23 protein-coding genes are annotated in these 23,692 nt (G+C 72.7%); 10 read left to right on the top strand and 13 right to left on the bottom strand.

The genetic code is table 11. The features are described from left to right. Window positions 1-5 precede the first annotated feature (5 nt). Window positions 6-1,037, bottom strand: a complete 1,032-nt coding sequence (locus HQN59_RS12565; protein WP_176069442.1) for a VWA domain-containing protein — start codon at window positions 1,035-1,037, stop codon at window positions 6-8. A 163-nt stretch (window positions 1,038-1,200) separates the two neighbouring features. Between HQN59_RS12565 and HQN59_RS12560 the strand changes: the two genes are divergently transcribed. The 5 genes from HQN59_RS12560 to HQN59_RS12545 all read left to right on the top strand — a co-directional run bounded on the left by HQN59_RS12560 (window position 1,201) and on the right by HQN59_RS12545 (window position 6,656). Next, window positions 1,201-2,430, top strand: coding sequence for an MFS transporter (locus HQN59_RS12560; protein WP_246294880.1), 1,230 nt, complete (start codon window positions 1,201-1,203; stop codon window positions 2,428-2,430). Next, window positions 2,427-2,555 carry a hypothetical protein gene (locus tag HQN59_RS26525; protein WP_259372725.1) on the top strand — a complete coding sequence of 43 codons (129 nt, stop codon included), beginning with the start codon at window positions 2,427-2,429 and terminating at the stop codon, window positions 2,553-2,555. Before HQN59_RS12560 ends, HQN59_RS26525 begins: the two co-directional genes overlap by 4 nt. Before the next feature lie 231 nt (window positions 2,556-2,786). Further along, the gene (locus HQN59_RS12555) at window positions 2,787-3,278 is read left to right on the top strand and encodes a MarR family winged helix-turn-helix transcriptional regulator (RefSeq protein WP_176069441.1); all 492 of its coding nucleotides are present in this window, start codon (window positions 2,787-2,789) and stop codon (window positions 3,276-3,278) included. Further along, window positions 3,275-4,600, top strand: coding sequence for a multidrug effflux MFS transporter (locus tag HQN59_RS12550; RefSeq protein WP_342451191.1), 1,326 nt, complete (start codon window positions 3,275-3,277; stop codon window positions 4,598-4,600). Before HQN59_RS12555 ends, HQN59_RS12550 begins: the two co-directional genes overlap by 4 nt. Window positions 4,601-4,760: 160 nt before the next feature. Next, window positions 4,761-6,656 carry a flagellin N-terminal helical domain-containing protein gene (locus HQN59_RS12545; RefSeq protein ID WP_176069440.1) on the top strand — a complete coding sequence of 632 codons (1,896 nt, stop codon included), beginning with the start codon at window positions 4,761-4,763 and terminating at the stop codon, window positions 6,654-6,656. Window positions 6,657-6,732: 76 nt separating this feature from the next. Here HQN59_RS12545 and HQN59_RS12540 read toward each other — a convergent pair whose 3' ends face one another. The 4 genes from HQN59_RS12540 to HQN59_RS12525 all read right to left on the bottom strand — a co-directional run bounded on the left by HQN59_RS12540 (window position 6,733) and on the right by HQN59_RS12525 (window position 11,261). Continuing rightward, window positions 6,733-7,944 (bottom strand): CaiB/BaiF CoA transferase family protein, encoded by a 1,212-nt coding sequence (locus HQN59_RS12540; protein WP_176069439.1) that lies wholly within the window; start codon window positions 7,942-7,944, stop codon window positions 6,733-6,735. A 154-nt stretch (window positions 7,945-8,098) separates the two neighbouring features. After that, on the bottom strand, window positions 8,099-9,019 hold the full coding sequence (locus HQN59_RS12535; protein ID WP_176069438.1) for an alpha/beta fold hydrolase: 921 nt from the start codon (window positions 9,017-9,019) through the stop codon (window positions 8,099-8,101). A 70-nt stretch (window positions 9,020-9,089) separates the two neighbouring features. Next, window positions 9,090-9,995, bottom strand: coding sequence for a gamma-glutamyl-gamma-aminobutyrate hydrolase family protein (locus HQN59_RS12530; protein ID WP_176069437.1), 906 nt, complete (start codon window positions 9,993-9,995; stop codon window positions 9,090-9,092). A gap of 51 nt (window positions 9,996-10,046) precedes the next feature. Next, complete coding sequence (locus HQN59_RS12525; protein WP_176069436.1) at window positions 10,047-11,261, bottom strand: MFS transporter; 1,215 nt, start codon at window positions 11,259-11,261, stop codon at window positions 10,047-10,049. 135 nt (window positions 11,262-11,396) lie between these two features. On the opposite strand from HQN59_RS12525, the gene HQN59_RS12520 reads away from it, so the two are divergent. Both HQN59_RS12520 and HQN59_RS12515 read left to right on the top strand, forming a co-directional pair. Continuing rightward, window positions 11,397-11,780 carry a VOC family protein gene (locus HQN59_RS12520; protein ID WP_176069435.1) on the top strand — a complete coding sequence of 128 codons (384 nt, stop codon included), beginning with the start codon at window positions 11,397-11,399 and terminating at the stop codon, window positions 11,778-11,780. Between the two features lie 64 nt (window positions 11,781-11,844). Next, window positions 11,845-13,158 (top strand): flavin-dependent oxidoreductase, encoded by a 1,314-nt coding sequence (locus HQN59_RS12515; protein WP_176069434.1) that lies wholly within the window; start codon window positions 11,845-11,847, stop codon window positions 13,156-13,158. 30 nt (window positions 13,159-13,188) lie between these two features. Here HQN59_RS12515 and HQN59_RS12510 read toward each other — a convergent pair whose 3' ends face one another. The 5 genes from HQN59_RS12510 to HQN59_RS12490 form a co-directional block, all read right to left on the bottom strand. Beyond that, the gene (locus tag HQN59_RS12510) at window positions 13,189-13,368 is read right to left on the bottom strand and encodes a hypothetical protein (RefSeq protein ID WP_176069433.1); all 180 of its coding nucleotides are present in this window, start codon (window positions 13,366-13,368) and stop codon (window positions 13,189-13,191) included. Then, a complete protein-coding gene (locus HQN59_RS12505; RefSeq protein ID WP_176069432.1) occupies window positions 13,368-14,372 on the bottom strand; it encodes a Bug family tripartite tricarboxylate transporter substrate binding protein in 1,005 nt (334 codons plus the stop codon). The genes HQN59_RS12510 and HQN59_RS12505 overlap by 1 nt, the downstream gene beginning before the upstream one ends. Before the next feature lie 32 nt (window positions 14,373-14,404). Further along, window positions 14,405-15,298: a polysaccharide deacetylase family protein gene (locus HQN59_RS12500; protein ID WP_176069431.1), complete on the bottom strand. Its 894-nt coding sequence runs from the start codon at window positions 15,296-15,298 to the stop codon at window positions 14,405-14,407. A 16-nt stretch (window positions 15,299-15,314) separates the two neighbouring features. Further along, window positions 15,315-16,730 (bottom strand): amidase, encoded by a 1,416-nt coding sequence (locus HQN59_RS12495; protein ID WP_176069430.1) that lies wholly within the window; start codon window positions 16,728-16,730, stop codon window positions 15,315-15,317. A gap of 70 nt (window positions 16,731-16,800) precedes the next feature. Next, entirely contained in the window at window positions 16,801-17,064 is a 264-nt protein-coding gene (locus tag HQN59_RS12490; protein ID WP_176069429.1) for a hypothetical protein, read from the bottom strand. Between the two features lie 262 nt (window positions 17,065-17,326). On the opposite strand from HQN59_RS12490, the gene HQN59_RS12485 reads away from it, so the two are divergent. Continuing rightward, complete coding sequence (locus tag HQN59_RS12485) at window positions 17,327-17,881, top strand: 2'-5' RNA ligase family protein (RefSeq protein ID WP_176069428.1); 555 nt, start codon at window positions 17,327-17,329, stop codon at window positions 17,879-17,881. An 81-nt stretch (window positions 17,882-17,962) separates the two neighbouring features. On the opposite strand, the gene HQN59_RS12480 is transcribed toward HQN59_RS12485, so the two are convergent. From HQN59_RS12480 to HQN59_RS12470, 3 genes are all read right to left on the bottom strand, one after another. Beyond that, entirely contained in the window at window positions 17,963-18,463 is a 501-nt protein-coding gene (locus HQN59_RS12480) for an OsmC family protein (RefSeq protein WP_176069427.1), read from the bottom strand. Window positions 18,464-18,752: 289 nt separating this feature from the next. Beyond that, the gene (locus tag HQN59_RS12475; RefSeq protein WP_176069426.1) at window positions 18,753-20,504 is read right to left on the bottom strand and encodes a sensor domain-containing diguanylate cyclase; all 1,752 of its coding nucleotides are present in this window, start codon (window positions 20,502-20,504) and stop codon (window positions 18,753-18,755) included. 281 nt (window positions 20,505-20,785) lie between these two features. After that, complete coding sequence (locus HQN59_RS12470; protein ID WP_176069425.1) at window positions 20,786-21,685, bottom strand: LysR family transcriptional regulator; 900 nt, start codon at window positions 21,683-21,685, stop codon at window positions 20,786-20,788. Between the two features lie 91 nt (window positions 21,686-21,776). Here HQN59_RS12470 and HQN59_RS12465 point away from each other — a divergent pair, with 91 nt between their 5' ends. Next, the gene (locus tag HQN59_RS12465) at window positions 21,777-22,739 is read left to right on the top strand and encodes a Bug family tripartite tricarboxylate transporter substrate binding protein (protein WP_176069424.1); all 963 of its coding nucleotides are present in this window, start codon (window positions 21,777-21,779) and stop codon (window positions 22,737-22,739) included. After that, window positions 22,736-23,686 (top strand): NAD(P)-dependent oxidoreductase, encoded by a 951-nt coding sequence (locus tag HQN59_RS12460; protein ID WP_176069423.1) that lies wholly within the window; start codon window positions 22,736-22,738, stop codon window positions 23,684-23,686. The genes HQN59_RS12465 and HQN59_RS12460 overlap by 4 nt, the downstream gene beginning before the upstream one ends. The last annotated feature ends 6 nt before the right edge of the window (window positions 23,687-23,692 follow it).

Below are 23,692 nucleotides of genomic sequence, written 5' to 3'. Positions count from 1 at the left end.
GCCGCTCAGCCCAGGCGCCCGGCCCAGCGCATCGACAGCAGCGCCGCCGCGATCACCAGCACCGCCGCAGCCAGGGCCAGCAGTGGCGCGAGCTCGGTCTCGCGCTTCTCGATCTGCACCCGCGAGCCGAGCTGGCGGTAGACGCCGCTCAGCGCCTCGGCGGTGCCGGCGTGGTGGTACTCGCCGCCGGTCATGCGAGCCACCTCGCGCAGCGTCGGCTCGTCGAGCTGCATGTAGATCGCCAGGCCCTCGCCGGCCGGAACCGAGCCCGCGACCGTGCCGAGGCCGACCACGTAGATGCGCACGCCGCGCTCGGCGGCCATCTTGGCGGCCTCGAGCGTGTCGACACCGGTCGTGCGGCGGCCGTCGCTGAGCAGGATGATCGCCGCAGCGTCGTACGAGCCGGGGGGCACCGGCGTGAACGGCTTGGCCGCCGGCTTGTCCTTGTCGGCACGGCCGCGCGGCTTCGGGCGCGCGCCGAACGTCATGTCGGCAAGGTCGATGCCGTGGTCGGGGAACAGCTCCGCCAGGCACAGCACGATCGCGTTGCCGACCGCGGTGCCGACCTGCATCTGGATCGAGTCGATCGCGCTCACGAGCGCGCCGCGATCGAGCGTCGCGTGCTGCGCGACCTGGGCGCTGCCGGCGAACGTGACGAGCCCGACCTCGATGCCTTTCGGGAGGTCGCGCAGGAAGGTCTTGGCCGCCTCCTGCGCGGCCACCATGCGAGTCGGCTTGACGTCGCTCACCCGCATGCTGAGCGACACGTCCATCGCCAGCAGGATCGACGTTCGCGTCCACGGCAGCGTGACCAGCGCGACCGGGCGCGCCACCGCGAGCAGCAGCAGCCCGCAGGCGACCCACAAGAGGAACGGCGCCACGTGGCGCCGCCACGACGACCCGGCCGCCTGGCGCACCACCGCGAGGCTGCTGTAGCGCAGCACGGTGCGGCGCCGGCGCAGGAGCCAGACGTAAAGCACCGGCAGCAGCGGCAGCGCCAGCAGCAGCCACAGGTAAGACGGCCAGAGGTAGTTCATCGACGCCGGCGCTCCTGACGGCACTCGCCACGAGCCGTGGCGCGGCGCCGCGACCGACGCGGGCCGTGCCGAGTCGACCGGCGGGCGTCCCATCGTAGCCAATCGCATGCCTGCCGGGCCCACCCGACGTGCGGCCGGCACGCGGCCTCGCTACAGTTCCCGGATGAACAAGCCCACCGCCGCGGCTCCCGCCGCCCCGCTTTCGATGTCGCGCGTGCTGCTGTGCGGCGCCGCGATCGTGACGCTGTCGATGGGCATCCGCCACGGCTTCGGCCTCTGGCTGCAGCCGATCACGCTCGACCGCGGCTGGACCCGCGAGACCTTCGCGCTCGCGCTCGCGGTGCAGAACCTCGCCTGGGGCGTCGCCGGGCCGTTCGCCGGCATGCTGGCCGATCGCTTCGGCGCGTTCCGGGTGCTGATCGTCGGCAGCGTGCTCTACGCCGGCGGCCTGGTGCTGATGGCGCTCGCCACCTCGGGGCTCGGCTTCACCGGCAGCGCCGGGCTGCTGCTCGGCATGGCGCAGGCGGGCACCACCTACGCGGTCGTTTACGGCGTGATCGCGCGCAACGTCGCGGCCGAGAAGCGGTCGTGGGCGATGGGCGTCGCGGCGGCCGCGGGCTCGTTCGGCCAGTTCCTGATGGTGCCGGTCGAGAGCTGGCTGATCGGCGGCTTCGGCTGGCAGAACGCCCTCTTCCTGCTCGGCTGCTGCGCGCTCGCGATCGTGCCGCTCGCGGCGGGCCTGCGCGAGCCGAAGGGGCTGGCGGCCGCCGGCGGCTCGCAGCAGAGCATCGGCGCCGCGCTGCGCGAAGCGTTCGCGTATCCGAGCTTTCGCCTGCTGATGGCGGGCTACTTCGTGTGCGGCTTCCAGGTCGTCTTCATCGGCGTGCACCTGCCGAGCTACCTGAAGGACCACGGCCTCACGCCGGGCGTGGCCACCACCGCGCTCGCGCTGATCGGGCTCTTCAACGTGTTCGGCACCTACGCCGCCGGCTCGCTCGGCCAGCGCCTCGCCAAGCGGCACATCCTGGCCGCGATCTACCTGCTGCGGTCGGTCGCGATCGTCGCTTTCATCAGCCTGCCGCTCACGCCGATGAGCGTCTACGTGTTCGCATCGGTGATGGGCGTGCTGTGGCTCTCGACGGTGCCGCCGACCAACGCGCTCGTCGCGCAGATCTTCGGCGTCAAGTACATGTCGATGCTGAGCGGCTTCGTGTTCCTGTCGCACCAGATCGGCTCGTTTCTCGGCGTCTGGCTCGGCGGGCGCCTCTACGACATGACCGGCAGCTACGACATCGTCTGGTGGATCGCCGTCGCGCTCGGCGTGTTCGCCGCGCTCGTCAACCTGCCGGTGCGCGAAACGGCGATCGTGCGACCGGCACCGGCGGCCGCATGAAGACCGCCACCCGGCGCTGGCTCGGCGGCGTCGCCGCGGTGGCTGTGCTCGCCGCGGTGTTCGCGAGCTACCTGCAGCCGGAGTTGGTGGTGGAGCTGGCGACGCAGGTGTGGAACTGCTTCTGAGCCGGCGCGGCCGAGGAGGGCGCCACCGCCGCGGCCTGAAGCGCGGCGTTCGTCCTCGCCGCCAGCGGCGAGGGTCGCGAACCGTGCCGGACCGTGCCCCTCCGCCTCCGCGGTGATGGCGCAGGCTGCGGCCCGAACCATGCCAACGACGCCTCTCGGACCGGCCCGCCTTTTGACTCCGGCTTCTTGGTACGCCAGCGCTCCGGGTAAACCCCAGGGATAATGCTTGGCATGCCAACTAAATCGTCGGCCGTCGAGCGGCCGGATCTCGCCCAGGCGCGCTCGCGCTTCGGGCTGCTGCTCGGCAGCGTCTACCGTCAATGGCGGCGCCAGGTCGACCTCGGCTTTCGCGAGATGGGCCTCACCGACGCGACGCGAGCGCCGCTGCTGCAGCTCTACGTGCACGAGCAGCCGCTGCGCCAGAAGGACCTCGCGAGCAACCTGTCGCTCGACACCTCGTCGCTGGTGCGCGTGCTCGCGCAGCTGCAGGAAGCCGGTCTCATCGACTGCGGCAGCGACCCGGCGGACCGCCGCAGCAAGTCGATCGCGCTCACCGACGCCGGCCGCGCGACCGCCGCGCGCATCGTCGCCAAGAGCATCGAGATCGAGAACGTGATCCTCGCGGACCTCGCGCCCGACGAGGTCGAGGTCACCCGGCGCACCCTGCAGAAGATCGCGCAGCGCTTCGATGCCCTCGCGGCGCAGGCGCGGGAGCCGGGGTGAGCGCGCCGGGGTCGAGCGCAGCGGCGCCGCCCGGCGTCGCCGTGTCGCGCGACCGCGTCGCGGCGGCGCGCCGCGCGCCACCGGCCGCGGACGGCGCGCCGGCGGTGACGCGCAGCGGGTCCTCGCCCGAACCGCTGGGGCCGACCCGCGTACCGCTCTGGCTGCTGGTGCTGGTCACGCTCAGCGGCACGATGGCGATGCACATCTTCGTGCCGGCGCTGCCGGTCGCCGGCCGCGCGCTCGGCGCCTCGGCCGCCAGCATGCAGCAGACGATCACGCTCTACGTGCTCGGCCTCGCCTGCGGGCAGCTGATCTACGGCCCGATCTCCGACGCGATCGGGCGCCGCCCGACGCTGCTGATCGGCCTGACGGTGTATTTCACGGCCAGCGTGCTGGCGCTCCTCGCGCCGACCGTCGAATGGCTGATCGGGGCGCGCCTGCTGCAGGCGCTCGGCGGCGCCGCCGGCATCAGCCTCGGCCGCGCCATCCTGCGCGACGTCGCCGACCCGGCGCGCGTCACGAAGGACGTCGCGCTGCTCAACCTGCTGACGCTGGTGGGCCCCGGCCTCGCCCCCATCGTCGGCGGCTACCTGTCGGACCATTTCGGCTGGCGCGCGGTGTACGTGTTCCTGGTCGCGATCGGCTCGGCAATGCTGGTTTCGACCTGGCGCGTGCTGCCCGAGACCAACCGGCAGCGCCGCCCGCTCGCCGCACGTGCGGTGGCACGCGACTACGTCCGGCTCGCGTCGGACGCGCGCTTCGCCGGCTACATGATCGGCGGTGCCTGCGTCTCGTCGGCGCTCTACCCGTACCTGGCGACGGTCTCGTACATCGTCCACGAGCAGCTCGCGCTGCCGATCGGCGTGATCGGCTGGTTCGCGGCGAGCACCATCGTCGGCGCCAGCCTCGGCACGTATCTCACCCGGCAGATCGCCGGGCGCTGGCCGGCCGGCCGCCTGCTTTTCGTCGGCGCCGGCCTCGCGTCGGCGATGGCGTGGACGCTGCTGCTGGTGCACGACCTCGGCGCACTGACGCCGGTGCTGCTGATCGCGATCACCGTCACGATGACGTTCGGCGCCGGCATCGCCAGCCCGGCCGCGCTGGCGAGCGCGCTTTCGGTCCGGCCGTCGCTCGCCGGCGCCGCCGCCGGCTTCTACGGCTTCGGCCAGATGGCGATGGGGGCGCTCGGCACCCTTCTCGTCGGCTTCGGCGAGCACCCGGTGCTCGCCTGCGCGGTTACCCAGATCGGCATCACCAGCCTCGCGATCGCGAGCTTCGCGATCGCGCAGCGGCAGGCGGCGCGCGCTCGGGCACGCGGCTGAGCGTCGCCGGCCCTGCGGCAGGCAGACGCCGCGCGGGCCGAGCGCCGCCCGCGGCCAAGCGCCGTCGGTGGCCCGGCCGGGCATCTCAAGCCCTTCGGTTGGCCACCGATAACGCCGCATGGCCCGAAACCCGCCTGTGGCGGGAGCGTGCCCGACCGCCATGCCGATCTCGATCAACCGCCACCCTGCCGCCGCGCCGGCGCTCGCCCTCGGGCGCGCGCAGGCCGCCGGTGCGCGCGCGACCGAGCAGCTGGCGAGCGGCCGCCGCATCAACCGCGCTGCCGACGACGCGGCCGGGCTCGCCGTGGCCAGCAGCATCACCGCGCGCGTACGCGGCCTCGCAGTCGGCTCGCGCAACACGCTCGACGCGATCTCGCTGACGCAGACCGCCGAGGGCGCGCTCGGCTCGGTCGCCGGCAACCTGCAGCGGCTGCGCGAGCTCGCCGTGCAGGCGGCGAACGCGACCAACAGCCGCGCCGACCGCGCCGCGCTGCATGCCGAGGCCGCCCAGCTGATCGACGAAATCGACCGCATAGGCTCGGCGACCCGCTTCAACGGCCTCGCGCTGCTCGACGGCAGCTTCGCCGCGGCCGATTTCCAGGTCGGCGCCGACGCCGGGCAGACGCTGCAGGTGGGCGCGCTCGCCAACGTGCGTGCGGCGGCGCTCGGCAACCCGCTCGCGCTGAGCTCGACGCTCGCCGGCAGCACCCTCACCGCAGCGAGCACGATCACCGGGCCGGGGCAGCTCGTCGTCAACGGCGTCGACGTCTGGCGCGGCGTGCCGGTCGCCGCCGACGCGAGGCTGCTCGCCGATGCGATCAACGCGGCCGGCATCGGCGGGCTCAGGGCGACGGCGGCGGCGACGGTCGCGGTCGGCACCTACAGCGCCGGCGCGAGCGGCGAGTTCAACCTGAACGGCCAGGGCGCGCAGCGCTTCGAGCATGGCGGCCTCGCGGCCGCGGCAGCGATCGCCGACACCGTGAACCTCGTCAACAACGGACCCATCAACCTGCTGACCGACGGTGGCTTCGAGGACGGGACCTTGCCGGCGGCACCGATGAACTACCTCTACGAGCCGACCGACCAGCGCCCGTGGTCGTTCTCGGACACCGGCGTCACCGGCAACCACAGCGCCTTCACGAGCGGCAATGCGCCGGTGCCGCAAGGCGCGATGGCGGCCTTCGTGCAGATGGGAGGCGTGCTGAGCCAGACCTTCAGCGTGACGCATGCCGGCAGCTACGACCTCGCCTTCCAGATGGTGCAGCGGCTCAACCACGGCTTTGCGCAGACCGTCGACGTCGTGATCGACGGCCAGCCGCGCCTGCAGGTCACCGCGCAGCCGACCTGGACCGCGATCAGCCTCGCGGGCATCCAGCTCGGCGCCGGCACGCACACGATCGCCTTCGTCGGCGGCAACATCGTGAGCGACGGCACGGCGTTCCTCGACGACATCCGCCTCGCGGCATCGGGCGTGCAGCCGCCGCGTTCGGTGGTCGCGAGCGACAACGGCAGCGACGTCACGCTCACCGCGGCCGACGGCAGCAACATCCGGCTCAACATGGCCAGCGGGTCGGCCGGCATGGCCGGCCTCGGCGGCGTCGCGCACGGCGTCGGCAGCGACGGCATCACCTACAGCCACGTCGACCTTGCCTACGAGGGCAACCGGCCGCTCACGATCACCGGCAGCAAGGCGGCCGCGCTCGGCCTCGGCGCAACGCCGGTGGTGGTTCGGCGCAACGACGTGGTCGCCGGCATCGACCTCACCAGCGCCGCCGGCGCGACCCGCGCGATCGACACGCTCGACGGTGCGCTCGCGACGATCGCCGCCGAGCGCGCGAGCCTCGGCGCGACGCAGAACCGCCTGCACGCCGCGGTGTCGGCAACGCAAGGCGCCATGCTCGACGCGCAGGCCGCGCTCGGCCGCATCGTCGACGCCGACGTCGGCGCCGCGACCTGCGAGCGCACGCGCGCCGGCATCGTGCAGCAGGCCGCGCTCGCGATGGTCGCGCAGGCGAACGCGCACGCGAGCGACGTGCTGCGCCTGCTGCGCGGCTGAGACGCGCGGCAGGCAGCGGGTTCGGACGGATCCCGCCGGGCGCAGCGCGTCGGCGCCGCCGTGCGACGCTGGTGCGTTACGCCACCACCTTGCGCGCGCGCAGCCCTGCGATCGCGTCCGCCGAGAAGCCGATCTCGCCGAGCACCGCATCGGTGTCGTCGCCGAGGCCGGGCGCCGACGTGCGCACGCTGCCCGGCGTGCCGAGCAGCTTCGGAACGATCCCCGGCACCTCGACGTCGTAGCCGTCGCGCGTGCGCTGCGTCAGCACCATGTCGCGCGCGCGGTAGTGCGGGTCCTCGACGATGTCCCTGGCGGTGTAGACGCGCCCGGCCGGCACCTTGGCGTCGGCGAGCACCGCGAGCACGTCGGGCGATGCGCGCTGCAGCGTCCAAGCCTCGATCGCGCCGTCGATCTCGGCGACGCGCCTCACGCGGCCGGCGTTGTCGGCGAGCGCGGGATCGCTGCCGAGATCGTCGCGGCCGATCGCGGTCATCAGACGCTTGAAGATGCTGTCGCCGTTGCCGGCGATCAGTACCACCGCGCCGTCGCCGCAGCGGTAGGCGTTGCTCGGCGCGATGCCCGGCAGCGCCGAGCCGGCCGGTTCGCGCACCACGCCGAATGCGCTGTACTCGGGGATCAGGCTTTCCATCACGTTGAACACCGCCTCGTGCAGGGCGACATCGATCACCTGGCCCCTGCCGCCGTTCACGTGCCGGTGGTAGAGCGCGGTCAGCACGCCGATCGTCCCGTGCAGCGCCGCCAGGGTGTCGCCGATCGAGACGCCGCAGCGCACCGGCACGCGGCCGGGCTCGCCGGTGAGGTGGCGCAGGCCGCCCATCGCCTCGCCGATCGCGCCGAAGCCCGGCAGGTCGCGGTACGGGCCGGTCTGGCCGTAGCCGCTGATGCGCAGCATGACGAGGCCGGGATTGTCCTTCGAGAGCTCCTCGTACGACATGCCCCAGCCCTCGAGCGTCCCGGGGCGGAAGTTCTCGACCAGCACGTCGGCTTCGGCGATCAGCTTCTTCGCGATGGCCTGGCCTTCGGCGCTGCGCAGGTCGAGCGCGATCGAGCGCTTGTTGCGGCTCTGCACCTGCCACCAGACGGAGGTGCCGTCCTTGACCAGGCGCCAGTTGCGGAGCGGGTCGCCCGAGCCGGGCGCCTCGATCTTGACGACGTCGGCACCGAAGTCGCCGAGCGTCTTGCCGGCGAACGGGCCGGCGATCAGCTGGCCCATCTCGACGACCTTGAGGCCGGCGAGCGCGCCGGCGGACAGCGTGGGGGGTTGCATGGGTGACTCCTTGCGGCGATGGCGCGAATCATCGCGCCCCGCGGCGCCGCGTCGGCACGGGTCGCCCGCGCTAGGCGGGTCGGTTCGTCGGCCGAGCCGCGTTGCCGCAGGTCGCGTGGGCGCGCAAGCGAGGGCCGTAGGGTCGAACGTGGCCTCAGTCGGGCAGCAGGAACGGCAGCGCCTTCGCGAGCAGCGCGTCGGGCGCCTCCTCGGCGATGTAGTGGCCGCACGGCAGCGCCTCGCCGGCGACATCGGTCGCGACGCGACGCCACAGCGCGAGCGGGTCGAAGCAGCGCTCGATCACGCCGTCGGCGCCCCACAGCACGCGCAGCGGCAGCTCGAGCGACCGGCCCGCTTCGCGGTCGGCGCGGTCGTGCGCGAGGTCGATGCCGGCGGCGGCCCGGTAGTCCTCGCAGATCGCGTGCGCGCTGCCGGGCAGTGCCAGGCAGCGTTCGTACTCGGCGAGCGCGCGCGCGTCGAACGGCGCAAGGCCCGCGCTGCGTCGGCCCATCACGTCGCGCAGGTACGCGGCCGGGTCGGCCTCGATCAGGCGCTCGGGCAGCGGCGCCGGCTGGATCAGGAAGAACCAGTGCCAGTAGGCCCGCGCGAACGCGTCGTTCGCGAGCGCGTACATGTCGAGCGTCGGTGCGATGTCGAGCAGCACCATGCGGGTCACCGCGTCGGGGCGGTCGAGCGCGAGGCGATGCGCGACGCGCGCGCCGCGGTCGTGCGCGAGCACCGCAAAGCGCGCGTGGCCGAGCGCCTGCATCAGCGCGACGCCGTCGGCCGCCATCGCGCGCTTGCTGTAGGCGGCGTGGTCCGCGCCGCCGGTGGGCCTGGACGAGTCGCCGTAGCCGCGCAGGTCGGCGGCGACCACCGTGAAGCGTGCGGCGAGCGCCGGCGCCACGCGGTGCCAGATCGCCAGCGTCTGCGGGTGGCCATGCAGCAGAAGCAGCGGCGGGCCCTCGCCGCCGACGAGCGCGTGGATCCCGACGCCGTCCGACGTGGAGACGCGGCAGCTCCGGAAGCCGGGAAAGAGGTGCGCGAGGGCGCTGGATGGCGATTCGAGGTGCATCGCGGTTCGGGCGGGCTCGCCCGGAGCGGGCGACGCGCGATGCTAGGGCGACGGTCGCCCGGCTGCCACGTCAGCGCCGCACCGCGGTCGCGACGCTCGACCGCGTCGCGCTGACCCAGCGCGAGAGCCGCGACAGCCGCTCGCGCGCACCGACGAACAGCTCGTAGCCCTTGCGGCGGCGCTCGGCGGCGGCATTGAGGAAGTCGAGCATGATCGGGCTGCTCGCCAGCAGCGTCGCCTTGTCGGCGTGGAACTCGGGGTGCCACTGCACGCCGCGCGCATAGCCCTTTCCGGTCCACGCCACCGCCTCGACGAGACCGTCGCTGCTCGAGCGCGCCTCGACCACGAGGCCGTCGCCGAGCCGGTCGATCGCCTGGTGGTGGATGCTGGTCACGCGCAGCGTGCGCTCGTTGGGGTAGAGCCGGTCGAGCGTCGAGCCCGGGACGATGGTGACCTCGTGATAGAGCTCGTCGTAGAGGCTCGAGTCGACGTGCGCCTGCGCGCCCGGCACCTGGGTGCCGATGTCCTGATGCAGCGTGCCGCCGAGCGCGACGTTCAGCAGCTGATGACCGCGGCAGATGCCGATGACGGGCTTGCGCTGGTCCAGGAAGCCGCGCAGCAGCGCGAGCTCGTAGCGGTCGCGCACCGCGTCGCCCGGCCAGCGCGGATCGATCGGCTCCTGCCCGTAGGTCGCCGGCGCGACGTCGGCGCCGCCCTGCATGACGAGGCCGTCGAGCGCGTCGACGTAGCTCTCGACCGGCAACACGCGCTCGACGCGCATCGACTCGGCATCGACCGCGGGCACCATGAAGGCGAGCGCCCCGTGGCGGATGATCCAGTGCGCGATCGACTGCTCGAGGTATTGCAGCCGCTTGTTGCGAAAGCCGAGCTCCGGCGGCGGCTCGTGCATCAGCCGCGCGGTGATGCCGATGCGCAGCGGGCGACGAGGCGAAGACGGGTCGGTGCGGACGTTCATCGAGGCTCCTTCGCCGGTGCGGGCGAGCAAGTGTCGGGCCCGGCACGCCGCTCAGCGAGCGCCGAGCGCGCGCCGCGCGAACCCGGCGACGATGCCGGCGAACGCGACCACTACCAGCAGTCCGGTAGTGAGCGACGACGCCTGCGCGATGAACCCGATCACCGGCGGGCCGACCATCATGCCGAAGTAGCCGACCGACGACACCGCGGCGATGCCGTGCGCCGGCGCGACGCCGGGCACCCGCGCCGCGGCGCTGAACAGCACCGGCACCACGTTGGAGAACCCGAGACCGACGAGGCCGAAGCTCGCGATCGCGGCCCACGGATGCGGCAGCGCGAGCGCGAGGCCCATGCCGATCGCCGCGAGCGCGCCGCTCGCGCGCACCAGCGCCGCCGGCGTCATGCGCGCACGAACCCAGTCGCCGCCGAAGCGGCCGGCCGCCATCGCGCCGCTGAAGCTCGCGTAGGCGAGGCTCGCGGTCGCCGACGGCGCCGCGAGCTCCTGCCGCACGTAGAGCACGCTCCAGTCGTACAGCGCGCCCTCGCCGATCAGCCCCATCGCGGCGAGCAGGCCGAGCAGCAGGAGAGGCCCGCGCGGCAGGCTGAGCGAGGCCGATCCCGCCGAGGCGCCGTGGCGTTGCTGGCGCAGCATGAACGTACTCGCGCCCATGGCGACCCCGGCGAGGAACACGGCCGCGCCGGCGAGGTGCTCGACCGGCGAGACGCCGGCGCTCGCGAGCACGCTCCAGGCGCCCGCTCCGGCCATGCCGCCGAGGCTGAACATCGCGTGGAAGCCGCTCATCAGCGGGCGCCCCGCGCGTTGCTCGATGGTGCTCGCCTCGTCGTTGACGGCAACGTCGAACAGCGCGCCGGCGACGCCATAGGCCAGCATCAGCACCAGCAGCCACGCGTAGCGGCCGGGCAGCAGCAGGCTGCCGATCGCGAGGGTGCAGACGATGCCGAGCAGCGGCACCACGCGTCGCGGTGGATGGCGCGCGAGCACCCGCCCGGCGTACAGCAGCGCGACCACCGAGCCGACACCGCTCGCCATCATCGCCAGGGCCAGCGCGTGCTCGCCGAGACCGTAGTGCGCCTTGACGTTCGGCACGTGCACGCCCCAGGTCGCGAACAGCCCGCCGGTGACGAAGAACTGCGCGCGCAGGGCCCAGGTGGCTGCGCGCAGGCCGCGCGAGGGCTCGTCGACGTCAGCCGTGACGGGGCGAGATTCGGGGCAGCGCGGCACGAGTGCACCGAGGGCAGCACGCATGCCCGCCAGCGGTCGACGCCACCGCCGCGCGGCTGCCACGAGGCCTGTCAAGAGGCGCGACCCCGAACGGCGTCGCACCCGAACCGCCCGACACTCCGGACTCGGCGCAGTCGCGTCGTTTCCGGAGACTGTTTCATGTTCTCGCACGTCATGGTCGGCACCAACGATCTCGAGCGCGCGCGGTCGTTCTACGACGCGCTGCTCGGCACGCTCGGCGCGCCGGCCGGCTGGCTCGACCGCCATCGCATCTTCTGGCGCACGCCGACCGGCGTGTTCGCGGTGTCCAACCCGATCAACGGCGAGCCGGCCACGGTGGGCAACGGCAGCACGGTGGGCTTCGCCTGCCAGTCGCCCGAGCAGGTCGACGCATGGCATGCCAGCGGCGTGGCGAACGGCGGGTCGAGCTGCGAAGAGCCGCCGGGCGTTCGCGAAGGCACTACCGGGCGCCTCTACCTGGCCTACCTGCGCGATCCCGACGGCAACAAGCTGTGCGCGATGCACCGCCTGCCGAAGGCCTGAGCCCGCAGCGACCGCGGGATCGAGCGACTGGCGAAGCGGCCGGTCGCCCGCGCAGAATCGACGCATGTCCGACACCACTCACGACGCCCCGCAAGCCCCGGTCCTGATCGCCGGCGGCGGCATCGGCGGCCTCACCCTTGCGCTCACGCTGCACCAGATCGGCGTGCCCTGCCTCGTGTTCGAGACCGTGGCCAACCCGCAGCCGCTGGGGGTCGGCATCAACCTGCAGCCGAACGCGGTGCGCGAGTTCTACGATCTCGGGCTCGGCCCCGAGGTGCTCGACCGCATCGGCATCCAGGCGCGCGAATGGGCGCTGGTCGGCCGCAACGGCCGCGACGTCTACGCCGAGCCGCGCGGCCTGCTCGCCGGCTATCGCTGGCCGCAGTACTCGGTGCATCGCGGCGAGCTGCAGATGCTGCTGGTCCGCACCGTGACCGATCGGCTCGGCGCCGACGCGCTGCGCCTGGGACACCGTGTCGTCGGCTATCGCAACGAGGCCGATGGCGTGGTCGCGCTCATCGAGACGCGCGACGGCCGACGGCTCGAGGAACGCGGCGCGCTGCTGATCGGCGCCGACGGCCTGCATTCGGCGATCCGCGCGCAGATGTACCCGGACCAGCCGCCGATCCACTGGGGCGGCGCGATCATGTGGCGCGGCACCACGCCCGGCGTGCCGATCCGCTCGGGTGCGTCGTTCGTCGGCGTCGGCAGCCTGCGCCACCGCGTGGTCTTCTATCCGATCTCGCAGCCCGACCCGGCGAGCGGCCTCGCCACCATCAACTGGATCGCCGAGATCACGGTCGACAACGCACAGGGCTGGGCCCACGGCGACTGGAACCGCCGCGTCGACGTCGCCGACTTCATCGATCACTTCGAGGGCTGGGATTTCGGCTGGCTCGACGTGCCCGCGATGCTGCGCGGCGCCAGCGTGGTCTACGAGTACCCGATGATCGACCGCGACCCGGTGCCGACCTGGGTCGACGGCCGCGTCGCCCTGCTCGGCGACGCCGCGCACGTGATGTATCCGGTGGGCTCGAGCGGCGCCAGCCAGGCCGTGGTCGATACGCGCGTGCTGGGCGCCGCGATGGTCGAGCACGGCGTCACGCCGGCGGCGCTGCGCGCCTACGACGCGAAGCTGTGCGCCGACGTGTCGGCGCTCGTGCTGCGCAACCGCGGATCGGGCCCGTTCGGCATCCTCGGCCTCGTCGACGAGCGCTGCGGCGGCGTCTTCGACGACATCGACGACGTGATCCCCGCCGCCGAGCGCGACGCCTACATGGCGCGCTACAAGGCGGCAGCCGGCTTCGCGATCGAGGCGCTGAACGCGGCGCCGCCGATCATCGCGCCGGGCGCGCGGGTGGCGCCCGGCGCCCGCTGATCCGCGGGCACGCGGCGGGCGAACGCTCGCTCACCCCAGCGGCCTGAATACCGTCGCCGGCTCCGCATCGCGCGGCAGCTGCTCGCGCCACGTGCACAGCAGCTCGCGCTGCCGCTGCAGGGCGCGCTGCAGAAACGCGAGGTCCTCCTCCGGCACCGCGATGCCGAGCCGGGCCAGCTCGGCACGTGCGTCGGGCTGCTGCGCGTCCATCACTCGAGCTGGAAGTTGCCCTTGTTCACGACTTCGCGAAAGCGCACGAGCTCGCCCGCGAGATGCCTCGCATGCGCCGCGGGCGTGCGCTGGTTGGCCGGGAACAGGTCGGTGCCCATGCCGGTGAAGCGCTTCTGCACTTCGGCGTCGGCGAGCGCGACCTGCAGCGCCGCATTGAGCTGCTCGACGATGGCCTGCGGCGTGCCTTTGGGCGCATAGAGACCGTGCCAGACGCTCACGTCGACCTGCGGGATGCCGACCTCGCGTGTGGTCGGAATGTCGGGGAACGCCGGGTTGCGCTGCGGCGACGTGATCGCGTACGCCTTGATTCGCTTGGCGGCGAGGTGCGGAAAGGCGTTGGTGGTCTGGTCGCACAGCACGTCGGAGTGACCGGCGATGACGTCCTGCAGGGCGAGGCTGGTGCTCTTGTAGGGGATCAGATTCGGCTCGACCCCGAGCGTCTGCGACAGCATGACCGCGCACAGGTGCGAGCCGGTCCCCACGCCCGCGTTGGCGAACTTCACGTTGGCGGCGTCGGCCTTCAGGCTGGCGAGCAGTTCCTTCGCATCACGCGCCTTGTAGGCCGGGTTCGCGGCCAGCACGTACGGGCCGACGTTGACCAGGCCGATCGGCTCGAACGCCGTCGCGGTGTCGTAGCTGAGGTTCTTGTAGAGCGCGGCCGAGAGCGCGATCGTGGTGTGGATCAGCAGCGTGTAACCATCGTTCGGCGCACGCGCGACCCGGGCGGCGGCGATGGTGCCGCTCGCGCCCGGCACGTTCTCCATCACCAGCGTCTGGCCGAGCCGCTCGGACATCTTGGTGCCGATGAGGCTCGCTACCGTGTCGGTCGCGCTGCCCGCCGGAAATGGTACGACCATGGTGATCGGGCGCGTCGGGTACGACTGCGCGTGCGCGGTGGGCAGCGCGAGCACGGCGGAGGCGACAACGGCAAGGTAAGTCAGGCAGGTGCGGAACGCTTTCACGGTGCGTGAGTCCTCGGACATGTGAGTGGAACCAGGAGCATGTGCGCCGGGCTTCAGGCGCGGGCCGCGCCGGGCAGCGGCTGCTGGCCGACGAACCAGTCGCAGATGCGGTCGCCGCTCCAGAACGCGACGCCTTCGCGGCCGGCGAACAGGTCGAGCATCTTCTCGAAGTAGCCGATGCGGTGGGCGACACCCGACACGTAGGGATGCACGCCGAACGCGAGGATGCGCACCGACTCCGCGCTTTCCTCGTAGAGCCGCTCGAACGCGTCGCTCGCGCGCCGCAGCAGCGCATCGGACTCGTGCTGACCGCTCACCATGACCGTGATGTCGTTGATCTCGACGGTGTACGGAATCGAGACCAGCGGCTTGGTCGCGGTCCTCACCCAGAGCGGCTGGTCGTCCAGGATCCAGTCGCCGAACCAGTCGCAGCCGGCGGCGGCGACGTGATCGAGCGTTTCCAGGGTCTGCGTGCGGCCCGGGCCGAGCCAGCCGCGCGGCCGGTGGCCGATGAAGCGCTCCAGCGTGTCGAGCGACTGCCCGATCATCGCGGGCTGATCCTCGACCTTGTGGATCGGCATCTGCACCCAGCAGTGCGCCATGAACTCCCAGCCGGCATCGCGCGCCGCCTCGGCGACCGGCGGGCAGGTCTCGCACACCTTGGCGTTGATCGAGATCGTCGGCCTGATCGAGCGCTTCTCGAACGCGTCGAGCAGGCGCCAGAAGCCGACGCGCATGCCGTACTCGTGCCAGGTCCAGTTCGGCATGTCGGGGATCGCGCCGGTCACGCCACCGGGCGGCGGCGAGGCGTGGCGCGGCATCGGCCGCTCGATCTCCCACTCCTCGATGTTGACGACGGGCCAGACGATGAGCCGGGTGCCGTCGTGGGTGGTGAGCGGCGGCCGGCTGAACGGCGACGAGTACGGGATGCGTTGTCGTGGGTGCATGGGGTGGCGCGGTCGATCAGGCAGACGCCGGGCTCGCGGCGAGCGCGGCATCGAGGTCGGGGCGGCGCCGATGCCAGTCGGTCGCCGCCTCGTAGGCGTGCGCGACACGATAGACCATGGACTCGTCGAACGCCTTGCCGACCACCTGCAGGCCCATCGGCAAGCCGCTCGACGCGAAGCCCATCGGGATCGCGAGCGCCGGCGTGCCGGTCAGGTTGAACGGCGTGCGCGCCTGGCGGTCGTAGGTGCGGTCCACCTCGGCTTCGTCGTCGATCGCGCACGGCAGCTCCAGGCTCGACACGCAGAGCGCGGCGTCGACACCCGCCAGCGCCGCCGCGAACTCGCGCGCGAGCGCGCCGCGCATCTGCTGCGCATGGAGGTAGTCGGCCGCGCTGATGAACGCACCGGGCAGCAGTCGCGTGCGGCCGCGCTGGCCGTAGTCGCCGATGCGCGTGCGCAGCCAGCGCTCGTGAACCGCGTAGCTCTCGGCCTGCAGGATGAGCCGCCCGCAACCCACGTAGGTGTCGAGCGGCGAAAGCCCGATCGGCACCAGTTCGGCGCCGAGCTGCTCGAAGACGCGGCACGCCTGCCGGAACGCCCGCGCGATCTCGGCGCTCGCGCCGGCGCCGAACTCCTCGAGTACGCCGATGCGCAGGCCGCGAACGCCGTCCTTGAGCCCCGCGCCGAACGCGGGCGCCGCGTGATCGACGCTCGCCGGATCGGCCGGGTCGCGACCGCTGATGGCCTCCAGAACCAGCGCGCCGTCGGCGACGTCACGCGTCAACGGCCCGACGTGATCGAGCGAGAACGCGAGCGGGAACGCGCCGCTGCGGCCGACGACACCGTACGTCGCCTTCATGCCGGTGATGCCGCAGACCGTGGCCGGATGGCGCACCGAGCCGCCGGTATCGGTGCCGATCGCGCACGGCACGAAGCCCGCCGCCACGGCGACGCCCGAGCCGCTCGACGACCCGCCCGGATGGTGCGTGCGCAGCCACGGGTTGCGCGCCGGCGGCCACGGCAGGTCGAACGAGGGCCCGCCGGTCGCGAACTCGTGCAGCGCGGTCTTGCCGATGACGATGGCGCCGGCGGCGCGCAGCTTCGCGACGACGTGCGCATCGGCCGTCGCGACGTGATCGATGCGCACGCGCGAGTGCGCCGTCGTCGCCTGGCCGGCGACGTCGACGATATCCTTGATGGCGACGGGCACCCCGTGCAGGGGGCCGCGCCAGCGGCCAGCCACGATCTCGCGCTCGGCGTCGCGCGCGGCGTTCAGCGCGCCCTCACGGTCGACGCGGATGAACGCGTCGAGCGCATGGTCGTACCGATCGATGCGTGCCAGGCATGCCGTGACGTAGTCCACCGGCGACAGCCTGCCGTCGCGCAACAGCACCGCGGCTTCGCGGATCGACAGGTCGGTTGGTTCGGCCATGCGGCACGATAGCCGACCGCATGACCGCACGCGCGCCGGCGGTTCGGCCGACGCGCGGTTCGCGCCGTCGTCAGCCGCGGTCGGCGCGTGCCGCGCGAACGCGCGTGCGGCGCGGTTCCGTCGTGGTGGTGCCCGCCGCGGTGGCCCGACTGCCGCTGCCGCTCGCCACGCCGTTCGGACCCTGGTTGCCGACACCGGTCGGGCCCGAGGGGCTCGGCGTGCTCGGGGTCTGCGGCGGGCTCACGGGCGCCTGCGGGGACGGCTGGGCGAGCGCAAAGGCTGCGGCGGTCGAGAGAACGGCAGCGGCCGTGACGCGTGCGATCTGGAAAGCCATGGGGCGTACTCCTGAGGTCGTTGGGACGCCGTCAGTGAAGCATCCCCTGACACCTGCTGGCACTCGGACAAGATCGCGCCGTCTTGTAGTCGCCTTCTGCACCGCCTTCCGCCTGATCGGCCCGATTCAAAGGCAGCGCTGCCGGCGCGCCGTGTCGTGACGAGGTGCGCCCGACGGCAATCGAGCGCCGATGCAGGCGCGGGCCGCTTCACCCCGCGCGCCGATCGCACCAGAACTGACGGGCCCCGCTATCGTGGAACGCGTGAGTGCACCCCCCGACCTCGCCCGCGACGCACCCCCTCGCCCGCTGATCGTCACGCTTCGACTCGGAGAGCCGGCCGCGGCGCAGTTCAGCGCGCTGCGGCGCGCGCACTTTCCGGCGCATCGCAACTGGCTCGACGCGCACGTGACGCTGTTCCACGCCCTGCCCGGTGCGGCGATCGATCGCGTGCTCGCCGACGCCGCCGAGGTTGCGCGGAGCCGCAGCGCCCTCACCCTGCGCGTCGAGCGCGTGCTGTTTCTCGGCGCCGGTGTGGCCTACGCGCCCGCGTCGCCCCAGGCCGACGGGTTGCGCGCCGAACTCGCTCGCCGCTGGACCGATCTCCTCGGCCGCCAGGACCGCGCCAAGCGCGGCCCGCTCCACATCACCGTGCAGAACAAGGTCGCGCCGAACGTCGCCCGTGCGCTGCACGCCGAGTTGGTCCGACATTTCGAACCCACCGACATTTCGGCGACCGGTCTCGAGGTGTGGCACTACGAAGACGGTCCGTGGCGCGCAGCCGCGGACTATCCGTTCAGCGGGCCGGGCACGGGCTGATGCGGAATGGCCATCGACCCCGATGCGATGTGTCGAGGGTCAGCGAGCGCACCTCCCACGAGGCTCGCATTCCGCACGTGGTCACGCGCGTTGGCACCTGCATCCGCACCGATCCACGTGGCTGCGCAGGCGCTCACCGCCCCGCTGCACCAGCGTCGCGGTCAGCCGGATGTCCGGCACCCCGGCGAGCGCCTTCGACACCGGGCAGCCCGCCTTCGCGCCCTGCGCGATCTCCTGGAACTTCGCCTCGTCGAGACCCGGCACCGAGGCTCGCATCTCGAGCGTGATGCGGTCGATCGCGAAGCCGCCGTCCCTGCTGACGAGCCGCACCGAGGCGGTGGTGTCGACCGACTCGGTCGCGAAGCCGGCCTTGTCGCAGGCGAACGAGAACGCCATGGTGAAGCACGACGCGTGCGCCGCCGCGATCAGCTCCTCCGGGTTGGTGCCGCGCTTGTCGTCCTCGAAGCGCGTCGCGAAGCCGTACGACACGTCGGCGAGCGCCCCGCTCTCGGTACCGATGCGGCCCTTGCCTTCCTTGCCGCGGCCTTCCCAGTGGACCGTGCCCTTGCGTTCGCTGCCCATGCGATCTCCTTGATGGTTGACGGGTGGCCGAAGCCGCGGTCGTTATACAGCGCTGCGAGGGGCTCGGCGGAGCAGGGGCGCGGCACGCGGTACCCGGCGGGGCTCATGTCGGTGCGGTCGGCTGGGCCGGCTCCCGTCCGCTGCTCGGCCTGCGCGCGCGTCGCAGAACTCGCTGCATGCGCGGCGCTCACGCCGCTGCGCGCGACGCGCTCCGGGCGCCGTCCTGCGCTGCTCCTCACCGGAGTCGCCGTCGCCGGGCACCGCTGCCGCAAAGCGCCCTCTCGAGGCCTCAAGCCAGCGACGACTCCTGCTCGACGTCGTCGCCGTCGAACGCGCCGAAGCCGCTTTCGAGCGCCTGCCGCGGGGTGTGGACGTCGTAGACGCAGACGCGGTTGCGGCCCTGGTCCTTGGCCAGATAGAGCGCCTGGTCGGCGCCCTCGAGCGCATCGCCGGGCGATTCGAAGCGCTGGGCGGGAACGACGAGCCCGAAGCTTGCGGTCACCGGCACCGCGCCCGACATCGCGGCAATGGTCGAACGCAGCTTCTCGCACGCGACGCGCGCGCCCGCGAGCGAGGTCTCGGGCATCACGACCAGGAACTCCTCGCCACCGTAGCGGCCCACGAAGTCGGTGGCGCGGCAGGCGCCGGCGAGCGCCGTCGCGACGTCGCGCAGCACCACGTCGCCGGCGGCGTGGCCATGGTTGTCGTTGATCGCCTTGAACCGGTCGACGTCGGCCAGCACCACCGCGAGCGGCTGGCCGGTGCGCGCGTGGCGCAGCATCTCGTCGCGCAGCACCTCGTCGCAGCGGCGCCGGTTCGGCAGGCCGGTCAGCGCGTCGCGCGTCGCGAGCTTCTCGAGCTCGCCATTGGCGCTGCGCAGCGCGTCGCTGGCGCGCGTGAGCTCGGCGGTGCGTTCGGCGACGCGGCGCTCCAGCGTCTGGTTGGCGTGCAGCAGCGCGCGCTCGCGTTCGACCAGCGTGGCGGTCATCTGGTGCAGCGCGGCGGACAGGTCGCGCACCTCCACCGAGCCCTCCAGCAGCGGGATGCGCGTGTCGAGCTGCCCCGCCTGCAGCTTGCGAGCGGCGGCCGCGATGTGGCGCAGCGGCTCGGCGATGCGCCCGGCGATCAGCCAGGCGAGCAGCGACGCCAGCAGCGCCGAGATGCCACCGACCAGCAAGGTGGCGTCGCGTGCGCGATGCGCCGGCTGCAGCGCGGTCTCGAGCGACTGTCTCGTGACCACGGTCCAGCCCATGTCGGTGAGCGGCCCGCGCGCCGGAAGACGCACCGCGGCCGTGAGGTAAGACTCGCCATCGTCCCAGACGAGCGTCGCCGCGCCCGGCTGCAGGGCCGCGAGCGGCACCGGATGCGACGACGTGGAAACGCCGACCGGGCGCAGGATGGCCTCGCCGCTGCGATCGAGGATGAACACCTCGATGCCGTTCACCGGCGTGTTGCTGCCGCGCGGGCCCGCGATGACGTCGCGCGCCCAGTCCCAGTTGAGGTGCACCCCGAGCACCCCCGACAGGGCACCGTCGGCACCCTGCAGCGGCGCCGCGAAGTCGACGAAGCGCGCCGGCTCGCCGTCGGCTGCGCGCGGCAGCATGCCGGCGAGCAGCTTGGCCGGATGGACGTCGCCCGCATAGGGGCCGGCGAGCGCGGCCTTGAACCAGGGGCGCTCGGCGACCGTGCGCCCGGTCAGCATGTCCTGGCTCGCGGCGACCACGCGCCCCTGCGCATCGGTCAGACCAATCCACGAGAAGTGGCGCCGCGTGCGCTGCAGATCCTCGAACAGCAGGCGCCATTGCGACGGTCGCAGCGACGCCTGGGCGCGCGCCATCAGCTCGACCTCGCGCATGCGCTCGGCCATGCCGTCGGCGAGCATGGTCGCGGTGCTGCGCCCCATGGTCTCGAGGATCTGCGTCTGGTTGCGCAACGCGTTGCGCGACGCGAGGAAGCTGAGCCCGACCGACAGGATCGCCACGATGCCCAGCACCCCGAGGGCATAGCCGACGGTGAGTTGGGATCGGAACGAGCGGAGCATGGCGGCGGAAGGTGGCGCAATACCGATCGTGCGTCGGATCGCGAGGCGCTGCTCGGCCAAACAGCGGCAGCAATGCGGCGCAATTGCTCGCGCACTCCGGCACGTCCGCATGTGGCGCCGTGCCGCGACGGGCGAGCGCCGGCACAGCGACGCGGCCCGTGTCGCCGGCGCCCGGCTCATGACCGGAACGGCCCGCCGCGGAGGCGACGCGATCGCGACCGCAGCGCGGACGAGCGTGCTCCCGCAGGCGGCTCACCGGCCGCGCGCCCGCATCGGGTGCCCTACCAGAGCGGGCTCGGCTTGGTGAAGTCGACCGTCCGGCCGACGAGCTCGCGCATGTGCGCGAGCAGGGGCCGGCTGTCGTCGCGGCGGCGCTGGAACGTGTATTCCAGCGCCGGCAGCGCAGGCCGGCCCCGCAGTTCGACGACCGCGTCGCGCGCGGTCATGTGGGGCAGCCATGCGTTCGGGAACAGCCCGAGGCCGACCCCGGCGGCGATCAGGCTGGCGACCGCGGCGAGGTTGTTGCAGGTGATGCGGCGGCTCACCGCGAGGTCGTTGCGGGCGAGCCAGTCCTCGAGCATGCGGGTCGGTCCGGCCGCCGCCGGCATCGTGACCAGCGCGACCTGCTGCAGGAGATCGGCGCTGATGAGGCGGTGCCGACCCACCAGCTGCGGAGCGGCCGTCCACGCGAAGCGCACCTGGGCGATCGCTTCGCTCGCGATGCCGCTGCGCGACGAATAGCCCGCCACCACGGCGAAGTCGAGCTCACCTGCCTGCAGGCGCTGCTCGAGCGTCGCGCCCAGGTCGACCTCGGCCTCCAGCACCAGCTCGGGATAGGTCGTCCGGGTCAGCGCCACCAGGTCGGGCAGCCAGGTCAGTGCCGCGAGCTCGCCGACGCCGAAACGGCAGTGCCCGCGCAGCCCGCTGCGGTCGCCGACCAGTGAACGCATCTCGTCGACGTAGGCCAGCATGCGGCGCGCGTGCGGAAGCAGCGACTTGCCGGCCTCGGTCAACACGGCGCGATGCCCGCTGCGGTCGAACAACGCCGTGCCGAGCTGCAGCTCCAGTTCGGCGATGCGCTTGGACAACGTCGACTGCGAGACGTGCAGCCGCTCCGCCGCCAGCAGGAAGTTCGCGGCGGTGGCAGCCCAGTGGAACGCCTCGAGCTGCTTGAGCGTCATGTTTCGGAAAAGCGAATCTGGTGCTTCGTTTTTTATCACTTTTCCGGCGCCGGCCGCGTCGCGAGAATGCGCCCCCAGGAGACACACCACCATGACGTCCAAGACCTTCCGACTGACTCGCCGCGTGTTCGGCATGCTGGGGGCGAGCCTGCTCGCGGTGCCTGCGTGGGCCCAGCCGTGGGCGCCGACGCAGCCCATCACCATCCTCGTCGGCTTCGCGCCCGGCGGCTCGGCGGACCTGATCGCGCGCAACCTGTCCAACGCCGCGAAGAACATCATCCCGGTGCCGGTGGTCGTGGTGAACCGCCCCGGCGCCGCCGGCGCGATCGCGGCGCAGGCCGCCGCCGAAGCCAAGCCCGACGGCTACACGCTGTTCGTCGGCGGCGGCAGCGAGACCACCGCGGTCGGCAACTTCAAGAACCTTCCATACGACCCGCGCAAGTCGTTCACGACGATCATCAAGGTCTCGCGGGCGCCGAGCATCCTGGCGGTGCGCTCCGATTCCAGGTTCGCCGACATGAAGTCGCTGCTCGCCGAGGCGCGGCAGGCACCCGAGAAGGTGTCGTACGCCTCCACCGGCGAAGGCGGCATCTTCCACGCTACCGGCGTCGTCTGGGAAAAGCTCGCCGGCATCAAGCTCCTGCACGTGCCGTACAAGGGCGCGGCCGACTCGATGAACGGGCTCCTGGGCGGCCAGGTCGACGGCGCGTTCGGCGCCTACGAGGAGATGAAGCCGATGGTCGATGCCGGGCGCATCCGGCCGCTGGCGCTGTTCTCGCGCAGCCGCCTGCCGGCGCTGCCGAACGTGCCGACCATGACCGAGATCGGCATCCCGGTCGCGCTCGACAACATGAAGGGCTTGATGGCGCCGGTGGGGCTGCCGCAGCCGGTGCGTCAATACCTGCACGACGCGTTCCGCAAGGCGATGCAGACGCCCGAGTGGAAGGAGTTCGTCGCCAAGTCCGGCCTCACCGAGGACTACGCCGACGGGCCGACGTTCCAGAAGGAGATCGTCGAGGCCTACGACCTGATCGGCCGAGCGATCGCGCGATGAGCCGGGGCGATCGAGCCGATCGTGCCGCGCGCCTCGGCTTCATCGGGCTCGGCTCGATGGGCGGCGGCATGGCGCGCTGCCTGCTGCGCGCCGGCTGGCCGGTGCGGCTGTTCGCGCGCCGGCCCGAGGCGGTGCAGGCGCTGGTCGAGGCGGGCGCCGAGGCCGCCCCGTCGATCGCGGCCCTCGGGCGCACCTGCGAGCGGGTCTTCCTCAGCCTGCCCGATGCCGCGGCGGTGGAAGAGGTGCTGTTCGGCGCCGATGGGCTTGCCGACGCGCTGGCGCCCGGCAGCTGCGTCGTCGACACCAGCACGATCGCCGCGACCTCGGCGCAGGCGTTCGGCGCGCGTCTACGCGAGCGCGGCGTGTCGCTGCTCGACGCGCCGGTCAGCGGCGGCCAGCAGGGGGCCGAGGCGGGCACGCTGGGCTGCATGGTCGGCGGCGACGTCGAGACGGTCGAGACGTGCCGGCCGGCGCTCGAAGCGTTCTGCAAGACGATCACCCACGTGGGGCCGCTGGGCGCCGGTCAGACCGTCAAGGCGTGCAACCAGGTCGCGGTGGCCGGAGCGCTGATGGGCGTGGCCGACGCGCTGGCGCTGGCGCGCATCCAGGGCGTCGACCCGAAGGTGATGCGCGACGTCCTGCTCGGCGGGTCGGCGCGCAGCTTCTCGCTCGACAAGCACGCGCCGCGCATCGTCGACGGCGACTTCGTGCCGGGCTTCCGGGCGCGCCTGATGCGCAAGGACCTGCGCCTGGCGCTCGACACCGCCCGCGCGCGCGCGGCGGTGCTGCCTGCCACTGCACTCGCCGAGCGGCTGCTCGACGAGCTCTGCGACGGCGGGCGTGGCGACTGGGACTGGTGCGCCCTCGCGCTGCGCGTGCAGGAGCTGTCCGGCCTCACGGTTCCCGCCGCGCCGGAGCCTGCCCGACCCGGCGCCGACGCGCCCTGAGTCGCT

The organism is Rhizobacter koreensis (assembly GCF_013366375.1).
Taxonomy (GTDB): domain Bacteria; phylum Pseudomonadota; class Gammaproteobacteria; order Burkholderiales; family Burkholderiaceae_C; genus Schlegelella_A; species Schlegelella_A koreensis.
The sequence above is the reverse complement of the archived record's forward strand: the minus strand, read 5'-3'. Positions and strand labels throughout refer to the sequence as shown.